General features: G+C 75.2%; 6 protein-coding genes. 3 read left to right on the top strand and 3 right to left on the bottom strand.

What is annotated here, in order from left to right:
• The first annotated feature begins 93 nt into the window (after nucleotides 1-93).
• From AOK18_RS07210 to AOK18_RS07200, 3 genes are all read left to right on the top strand, one after another.
• On the top strand, nucleotides 94-1,326 hold the full coding sequence (locus AOK18_RS07210) for a sensor histidine kinase (protein ID WP_055693777.1): 1,233 nt from the start codon (nucleotides 94-96) through the stop codon (nucleotides 1,324-1,326).
• Nucleotides 1,323-2,009, top strand: a complete 687-nt coding sequence (locus AOK18_RS07205) for a response regulator transcription factor (RefSeq protein ID WP_055693776.1) — start codon at nucleotides 1,323-1,325, stop codon at nucleotides 2,007-2,009. Before AOK18_RS07210 ends, AOK18_RS07205 begins: the two co-directional genes overlap by 4 nt.
• 270 nt (nucleotides 2,010-2,279) lie before the next feature.
• Nucleotides 2,280-2,615 (top strand): zf-HC2 domain-containing protein, encoded by a 336-nt coding sequence (locus tag AOK18_RS07200; protein ID WP_055693775.1) that lies wholly within the window; start codon nucleotides 2,280-2,282, stop codon nucleotides 2,613-2,615.
• 711 nt (nucleotides 2,616-3,326) lie between these two features.
• Here AOK18_RS07200 and AOK18_RS07195 read toward each other — a convergent pair.
• Genes AOK18_RS07195 through AOK18_RS07185 form a run of 3 tightly spaced genes read right to left on the bottom strand, consistent with a single transcriptional unit; the run spans nucleotide 3,327 to nucleotide 5,964 of the window.
• Nucleotides 3,327-3,986: a response regulator gene (locus AOK18_RS07195; protein WP_055574112.1), complete on the bottom strand. Its 660-nt coding sequence runs from the start codon at nucleotides 3,984-3,986 to the stop codon at nucleotides 3,327-3,329.
• On the bottom strand, nucleotides 3,983-5,131 hold the full coding sequence (locus AOK18_RS07190; RefSeq protein ID WP_055693774.1) for a sensor histidine kinase: 1,149 nt from the start codon (nucleotides 5,129-5,131) through the stop codon (nucleotides 3,983-3,985). The genes AOK18_RS07195 and AOK18_RS07190 overlap by 4 nt, the downstream gene beginning before the upstream one ends.
• Nucleotides 5,128-5,964: a CPBP family intramembrane glutamic endopeptidase gene (locus tag AOK18_RS07185; RefSeq protein ID WP_055693773.1), complete on the bottom strand. Its 837-nt coding sequence runs from the start codon at nucleotides 5,962-5,964 to the stop codon at nucleotides 5,128-5,130. The genes AOK18_RS07190 and AOK18_RS07185 overlap by 4 nt, the downstream gene beginning before the upstream one ends.
• Nucleotides 5,965-7,218: the final 1,254 nt, after the last annotated feature.

The following is a 7,218-nucleotide window of genomic DNA, read 5'->3' as shown; positions in this document are numbered from 1 at the left end:
CGGCCCCCCCGGGGGGGCCGGGGGGCTTTTGCGGGGGTGAGCCGCAGGGGCGGTGAGCCAGCGCCACCGGGGGGCCGGCCCTACGGTGGTGGCATGGCAGTGATCAACGGTTGGCGGCGGGGAGCGGGTGCCCGGGCCGGCGTGCTGGACGTGCTGGGGCCGGTTGTGCTGTTCGTGCTGTCGGTCGGGGCCGCCTCGGTCATCCCCTACGAGCACCGCATCTCGGTGCGCCCGCCCGCGGTGGTGCTGGCGGCGGTCTGCTGTGGCGCGTTGTTGTGGCGTCGGCGCCACCCGTTCGGCGTCCTGGGCATCGCCCTTGCCTGCGGGGTGCTCTTCCAGGTCCTCGGGGTGCGGGAGAGTCCGCTGGTGACGAGTCCGGTCATCGTGTCCGTCTACACCGTGGCCGTCCGGACCGACCGGCGCACCACGTGGGTGGTGGCGTCGGCCTCGGCCGCCCTGCTGGTCGCGGCGGCCGTGGTGTTCGGTTCGGGTTCCGGTTCGTGGCTGGTGCGGGACAACGTGGCGATGGTGGCCTGGACGGCCCTGCCGGCCGCCGTGGGGGACGGGGTGCGCTCGCGCCGCGCGTATGTGGCGGCCGTGGAGGAACGGGCGGAGTACGCGGAGCGGACCCGTGAGCAGGAGGCGCGGCAGCGGGTGGCGGCCGAGCGGGTCCGGATCGCGCGCGAGTTGCACGATGTGGTCGCGCACCACATCGCCTTGATCAACGCGCAGGCCGGGGTCGCCGTCCACCTGGTGGAGCGGCGGCCGGAGCAGCTGGTCACCGCTTTGGAGGGCATCCGGGACGCCAGTTGTTCCGCGCTGGAGGAGCTGCGGGTGACCGTGGGTCTTCTGCGGCAGTCCGATGATCCCCGGGCGCCGCGGGATCCGATGCCGGGCCTGGCGCAGGTACCGGAGCTCTTGGCGTCCTTCGAGCGTGTCGGCCTGTCGGTCAGGCACCTGCGGCACGGTGTGGCGCAGCCGCTGGCGCCGGCGGTGGACCTGGCCGCGTACCGCATCGTGCAGGAGGCGCTGACGAACGTGCGCAAGCACGCCGGGGCCGATCGCGCCCGCCTGTGCCTGCACTACCGGCCCCACTGGCTGACGATCAGGGTCGAGGACGACGGGCGCGCCCGGCCCTGCGAGCCGCCCCCCGGGACCGGCCACGGGCTGATCGGGATGCGCGAGCGCGCGGCCAGCGTCGGGGGGCGGCTGGAGGCCGCGGCGCGCCCCGAGGGGGGCTTCACCGTGACCGCCGAGCTGCCGCTGCGGCCGGGTGCGGCCCTCGTGGTGCCGGGCGGGCGGGACGCCGAGGAGGAGCGGGCATGACGATCCGGGTCCTGCTCGCCGATGACCAGGCCCTGCTGCGGGGCACCTTCCGGATGCTGTTCGATTCCACCGACGACATGGAGACCGTGGGCGAGGCGTCCGACGGCCGCGAGGCGGTGGAGCTGGCGAGGACGCGGCGACCGGATGTGATCCTGATGGACATCCGCATGCCCGGGATGGACGGCCTCGCCGCCACGCGGTCGATCGGGCAGGCCGAGGACCTCGCGGCGGTGAAGGTCCTGATCCTGACCACCTTCGAGGACGACGAGTACGTCGCGGAGGCCCTGCGGGCGGGTGCGAGCGGCTTTCTCGGCAAGGGCGCCCGGCCCGAGGAGCTGCTCGACGCCGTCCGCACGGTCGCCGCGGGGGACGCGCTGCTGTCCCCCGCGGCGACCCGGGGGCTGATCAGGCGGTTCCTGGCGCAGCCGGAACCGCGCACGGCGGCCGTGCACGAGCGGCTGCAGTGCCTGACGCCGCGGGAACGCGATGTGCTGGGGCTTGTCGCGCTGGGGCTGTCGAACGAGGAGATCGCCGAGCGGCTGTTCGTCAGCCCGCTGACGGCCAAGACCCATATCAACCGGGCCATGACCAAGCTGGCCGCCCGCGACCGGGCCCAGCTGGTGGTCGTCGCCTACCAGTGCGGCGTGGTCAGCCCGGCGGCGCCGGCGCCCCCTCCCCCCTGACCGGGGTGGAGGCCGGCGCGGCCGCGGAGCACAGGGCGGCCCCGACCGGGTGGAGGCCGGCGCGGGCGCGGGGCGCAGGGTGGCCCCGTCGTAGGCCGGCGTGCGGGATACCGCGCTCGCAGTACCTGGGAATTGCTGCACGGGGACGACGCGCGGGGGGCCGGTTCCGGGCGATGGTGGGGTCAGGAGACGGAGCTGCGCAGCGGCGCACCGGCCGTAGCACCGGCCCCGTCGACGGCACGATTCGCACCCCGCCCGAAGGGACCCGCCATGTTTACTTCCTCCCAGGACTGCCGCACCATCGGTGACCTGCTAGAAGGACACGCGCTCAACGTCCTGGACCCCGGCGAGGCGAGCGCGGTCCGTGCCCACCTGGTGACCTGCTCCGACTGCCAGGACGAGCACCACTGCCTGGCGGCCGTGGCCGCACACCTGCCCTCTCTTCGCAGGGCCCTGGCCTGCGACGCCCGGCGACGGCCCTCGCACCGGCCCGGGCCGGCCGGGTGCCGCCACGGCTCGGGGCACCGGCACAGCGCGGCCCGGGGGGCCCCGGCCACCTCGCTCACGCTGTCCCAGTGGGTGAGCCGGCTCGCCCGCGTCCGGTGAGCGGCCGGGCAGCGTGCCGATCCGGCCGGCCGCCCCGGACGTGCGTGCCGGGCGCGCCGGTGAGGGGGTCCACCACCGTGCACCGCGGCGGATGCCGCCGGCGGTCCCCGGTGGTGGGCCCGGCCGGGAGAATCCTGTGCGGGCCCGCCGCCGGGCGTCCCTCACCGGCCGCCGCCCTTGCGGGGCGTGGCGACGGGGGCCGTGGCCGCCCTGTCCCGCGGGTGGCCCGGGACGCGCTGCCTGGGCCGGTGGCCCGGCCCAGGCGGCCGGCGGCACCGCCGGCGGTCGTGGACGGGGTCGTTGCGCACCGCCATCGGGGCGGCCGGCGCGGTGGACGTGCCGGTCGCGGTGGACCGGATCAGCGGTGAGGAGGCGGTGGGTGCGCGATGAGCGAGGCCGCCGCGGACAGGGGCCGGGTCGGCCGGGACGCGGCGATCCTGGCAAGCCCGACGGGCTCTTGGGGGTGCGGGTGCGCGGATGAGCCTGACATGCCGGGCCGGGGAGGCCGCGCAGCGGCCCGGCCACTGAAGCCCGGTCCGGGACCGTGGCCCACCTCCGCGGCCCCTCCGGGGACCATGGCCTACTTCTGAGGCCCGTTCAGGAGCCGTGGCCCACCTCTGCGGCCCGTCCGGGGACCGTGGCCCACCTCTGAAGCCCGTTCCGGGACCGTGGCCTGCTTCTTCGGCCCGTCCGGGGACCGTGGCCCTCTGGTCAGGACACCAGGCCCCGGCGGTAGGCGTAGACGACCGCCTGGACGCGGTCGCGCAGGCCGAGCTTCGTGAGGATGCGGGAGACGAAGGTCTTGACCGTCTCCCGGCTGATCACGAGGGCCGCGGCGATCTCGTTGTTGGAGAGGCCGTCCGCGATGAGGCGCAGCACCTCCAGTTCGCGCGGAGTGAGCGGGATGTCGGGCCCGTCGTCCTCGGTGGGGCGGATCCGGACGGCGTACCGGCCCACCAACTGGCGTGTCACCTCGGGGTCCAGCAGTGCGGCGCCCGCCGCCACGGTCCGGATCCCGTGCAGCAGTTGGGCCGGTGGCGCGTCCTTGAGGAGGAAGCCGCTCGCGCCGGCGCGCAGCGCCTCGTAGACGTAGGCGTCGAGGTTGAACGTCGTCACCACGAGCACCTTGACGGGGTGCGGCACGCCGGCGCCGGCCAGGAGGCGGGTGGCCGATATGCCGTCGAGCACCGGCATGCGGATGTCCATCACCACGACGTCCGGGCGCAGGCGTCCCACGAGGTCGACGGCGGTCTGTCCGTCCCCGCACTCGGCCGCGACCTCGAGGTCGGGCTGGGCGTCGATGATCGTCGCCAGTCCGGTGCGGATCAGTACCTGGTCGTCGCAGATCAGGACGCGGATGGGTGCGGTCACGACGGGCTCCCGGCGGGTATGCGGGCGCGGACGACGAAGCCGCCGTCCTGTTGTTCCTGCGCGCGGAAGTCGCCGCCGAGGAGGTCGATGCGTGCGCGGAGACCGGCCAGGCCGCGCCCGCTCCCGGAGAGTTCGGGGGCCCGCGGGCCGGGGCCGTCCGTGCCGACCTCCACGGTGATCTCTCCCGAGCCGTGCCGCACCCGGACCAGAGTGCGGCTGCCGTGGGCGTACTTGAGGGCGTTCGTCAGGGACTCCTGCACCACCCGGTAGGCCACGAGGCCGGCGCTGCCGGCCGGCTCGGCCGGTGTGCCCTCTTCGGTGAACTCCACGGGCTGACCGGCCCGCCGTGTCTGTTCGACGAGGGTGAGGAGCCGGCCGGCGAGCGGGGTCGTGGGTTCACTGCCGTGGTCGGGGTTGAGCAGGTCCAGCAGGTGCCGCAGGTCCGTGATGGCCCGGCGGCCGGTGTCGGTGACGGCGCTCAGGCTCTGCTCGAGGCGTTCGGGGGCGGCGGTCAGATAGCGGGCCGCCTCGGCCTGTACGACCATCGCCGTCACGTGGTGGGTCACCACGTCGTGGAGTTCGCGGGCGATGCGGGCGCGTTCGGCGGCGCGGGTGTCCTCGGCGACGCGCCGGCGGTGCTCGTCCTCCAGGGCCCGGGTGTGACGGACCCAGGACCCCACGCCCCAGGCGAGTGCCACGGCCAGGTAGAACGTCACGAACTCGCCGGGCGGTTCGCCGGGGCCGAGCCGGTGGAGCGCGACCGCCAGCGGGACGTATGCCACGGAGGCGGCGATCGCGGTCGCCCGCCTGTGGTGTTCCAGGTGGCAGGCCACGCTCAACAGCGTGATGGGCAGCGCGATGCCGGCGAGTGAGTGGTAGCCGCGCAGCTGGTCGAGGGCGAAGCCGAGGAAGACCACGGCGAAGCACAGGGCGGGCCACCGCCGGCGTCCGGCCAGCGGGAGGCACTGCAGGGCGATCGCCACCGGGGCCAGGGCGTCGAAGGGGCGGGTCGGCAGGCCGCCGAGCTCCGTGCCGTTGTCGCGGTAGACCAGCGAGGCGGCGAACAGGACCACGGCGAGCGGGACGTACCAGACCGCGGAGCCCGAGCGGCGCCACAGGTCCTGGAGCCGCGGAAGTCCGGTCACCGGGGCAGTGTAGTGGCAGCGGCGGCGATCCGGTCGGCGCGCCGGCGGGGCACCAGGTTGCCGCGCCGGCGGGCCAGCCACATGAACCCGATCATCACCAGGACGCCGAACAGCACCGCGTACACGCTGCCTTCCGGTCCGAAGTCGCCGCCGGTGACCCACGTCGGGCCCGACGTCACGGTGTCCAGCAGTCCCTGCGGGGTGTCGTTGCCGGAGACCTCGGTGCTGAAGATGCCGGCCGCCGCGAAGTTCCAGCCGAAGTGGAGGCCGATCGGCACCCACAGGGTGCGGGTCGCGGCGTAGGCGGCGGCGAGCATGCCGCCGGCCTCGATCGCGATGGCGAGGGCGCCCCACAGGTCGGCGTGGGGGTTCAGCAGGTGCGAGAGTCCGAACAGCACTCCGGTCAGCGTCAGCGCGATCCAGGTGCCGGTGCGTTCCTCGATGATCCTGAACAGGACCCCCCGGAAGATCAGTTCCTCCGTCACGGAGGCGGCCGCCATGAATCCGGCCAGCCCCACGGCGCCGGACACCGAGCCCAGGCCGTTGATCTCGTAGTGCGCGTTGACGTAGATGTTGGTGATCACGGCGCCGAACATCGCGACGCCGATCAGCATCCCCCGGCCGAGCGCGGCCCCGGCGCCCTCACGGGCCACCTCGGTGACCGGACGGTGCTCGGTCCTGGCCACCACCCATCCGTAGACGAGCACGGCAAGCACGGAGGCCAGGAGTCCCAGGGCGAGTTGCAGCCAGGGGTTGCTCTCCACGGCGGCGACGGCCTGAGCGCCGATCGCGGCGACCACCACGACGGCCGACAGCTGCCAGACGAATCTCATGAACGCTCCTTCTCGAGGCCCGCGGCCGGGGTGCCGCGACGCCTGGAACGCTACGGATGCGGCGTCCGCGAATCGTCACCTCACGGTGGACACCCGCGCGTAGCTCGCATGGGGGACAGGCGCTGCCGGGGGCCGTTCGGGTCGGGTGCCGGCGCGCCTGGGCTGCCGGGAAGAGCGCCCGCACGGAAGAGCGCCCGCACGTGCACGCGTCCTCGCGCAGGCGGCACCGCCCGGCGCCCCCCGAGCCGGCCCCCGGCCTGGAGGGGCCTCGCCGGGCATGACGTCCCGGGCGCGCTGACGTCCGCCCGCCGCCCGGTGGCCGATGCCCGCCGCCCGGGACCCGGGCCCCGGGGGGAACCTGTCCGGAGCGGGAGGGCGAAGGGGGGCGCCGCAGGTTCTGCTCCCCGGCGACCGTCAGCGACCTCGCACCACGCCGGCTGGCCGGATGGGCGATCGCCGAGCCCTTGCGCACGCGCCCGGTGGCCGACGCCCCGGCCGCGGCGGTCGGCACCCGCGCCAGCCCCACCGGACCGATCGTGCACACCGACCACGAAACCCGGTACACGAGCGGGGCCTTGGCCCGAGCCTGCAGGTCGGCAGGGGTTCGGCGAAGCGTGAGCGCGGTCGGGTCCAGCGCGGACAACGCGCTCGCCGGGTCCTTCGGCGCGCCCTTCGAACGCGAGAGCCCGCGAGGACGAGGGAGCCGGCCCGGCGAACCGGCCCGACGAACCGGCCCGACGAACCGGCCCGTCGGGCCGGCCCGGCGAACGCGAGGCCCGACTCGCCGCCGTCGGACGGCCCCGCCGCCGCCCCGTCCGCCGCCGGCACGCCCGCCCCGGTGGGCGGTCGCCGGTTGCTTTCGGGGACGCCCTCCACCTCACCCGCTGCGCCGGCACCAGCCGCGTGAGCCGTGTTCAGGATCCGGGGGCAGGGCCCTTCCCGGCCGGCCTCTGGTCGCCTTGCGGACATTGAGCTCGCGCATCCGTTGGCCGGCTGCCGGTCCAGCCCCAGAGGGAGGCCGGGTGCGACGATGCCTGCGCGGCGGCCCGCCGGGAGAGCGCCCGGGCCGGCTCGTCGAAGCCGTGAGCGGAGACCCGGCGGACGGGCAACGGCAGGAGCGTGCGACCCGCTCACTGCGGGAGGGTCGCCGTCCGGCCCGAACAGGTCCCGCTCGATGAGGCGATCGCACTCCCGAACAGGTCCCGCTCGATGAGGCGATCGCACGGCCCGACGGACGGCTCGACGTCCCGGCCG

It is taken from the genome of Streptomyces prasinopilosus, from assembly GCF_001419695.1.
Lineage (GTDB): Bacteria > Actinomycetota > Actinomycetes > Streptomycetales > Streptomycetaceae > Streptomyces > Streptomyces prasinopilosus.
Note: the sequence above shows the minus strand (reverse complement) of the source record. Positions and strands in the feature narration are given on the sequence as shown.

Coding starts and splice junctions, on each gene's coding strand:
- AOK18_RS07205 (WP_055693776.1), top strand. CDS start 1,323: ATGACGATCCGGGTCCTGCTCGCCGATGACCAGGCCCTGCTGCGGGGC.
- AOK18_RS07200 (WP_055693775.1), top strand. CDS start 2,280: ATGTTTACTTCCTCCCAGGACTGCCGCACCATCGGTGACCTGCTAGAA.
- AOK18_RS07210 (WP_055693777.1), top strand. CDS start 94: ATGGCAGTGATCAACGGTTGGCGGCGGGGAGCGGGTGCCCGGGCCGGC.
- AOK18_RS07185 (WP_055693773.1), bottom strand. CDS start 5,964: ATGAGATTCGTCTGGCAGCTGTCGGCCGTCGTGGTGGTCGCCGCGATC.